Origin of the sequence: Limimaricola litoreus, from assembly GCF_024159025.1 — a bacterium.
GTDB classification, from domain to species: Bacteria; Pseudomonadota; Alphaproteobacteria; order Rhodobacterales; family Rhodobacteraceae; genus Limimaricola; species Limimaricola litoreus.
On the sequence record NZ_JAMYXC010000019.1, the window covers coordinates 1 to 988 of the forward strand.

The 988-nt window shown below is 71.7% G+C and carries 1 protein-coding gene; it reads left to right on the forward strand.

Translation table 11 applies throughout. From position 1 onward, the window contains the following. Window positions 1-113: 113 nt before the first annotated feature. The coding region (locus NHG85_RS01245; RefSeq protein ID WP_253329038.1) for an aminotransferase class I/II-fold pyridoxal phosphate-dependent enzyme at window positions 114-988 on the forward strand (875 nt) is incomplete at its 3' end.

The following is a 988-nucleotide window of genomic DNA, read 5'->3' on the forward strand; positions in this document are numbered from 1 at the left end:
GTGCCGCTTCTGGGTGAGGCGCTCACCCCCCTCGCCGTCGCGGGCATCGCGCTCGTCACCTTCGGCGTCTACCGCGCCACCCGTTGCTGACCCATTCGGACAGGAGTTCGCCCATGCTCGCCCATCTGCCCCCCGCCAGCCCCGATCCGCTGTGGAGCCTGATCTCGGCCTACCGCGCCGACCCCCGCCCCGAGCGGATGGACCTCGTGGTCGGCATGTACCGCGACGAGAGCGGCACGACGCCGGTTCTGGAGGCCGTCCGCGCCGCCGAGACGCGGCTGGCCGAGGCGGGGCTGTCCAAGGCCTACCGCGCGCTGTCGGGCAATGCCGATTTCAACGCCGGCATGGCGCGGCTCCTCCTGGGCGCCGCGCCTGCCCGGCTGGCGCGGCAGTACACGATGCAGAGCGTCGGCGGCACCGGGGCGCTGCGGCTTCTGGCCGAGTTGGTGGCGCGCGCCACGCCCGGGGCCACGGTCTGGTCGAGCGATCCGGGCTACGTCAACCACCGTCCGCTGATGACCGCGCCTGGCCTGGGCTTCGAGACCTACCGGCTGCGCGAGGAAGCGCAGGGTCTCGATCTTTCCGCGATGCTCGAGGATCTTGCTCCCGCTAGGCCCGGCGACGTCGTGATCCTGCATGGCTGCTGTCACAATCCGACCGGCATCGACATGCGCCCCGAACACTGGGCCGAGATCTCGTCCTTCTGCGCCCGGCGCGGCCTGATCCCGCTGGTCGACATGGCCTATCAGGGCTTCGGCGATGGTATGGAGGCCGATGCGGCGGGGCTGCGTCGCGTGGTGGACGAGAACCCGACCGTGCTGGTCGCGGCGAGCTGTTCGAAAAACATGGGTCTCTATTGCGACCGCACCGGCGCGGCGATGGTGGTGGGGCCGGACGCCGCCGCACTGTCGCGGGTCGCCCCGACGCTGGAGCGGATCGCGCGGGCGAGCTACTCCATGCCGCCCGAACACGGCGCTGCGGTGGCGGC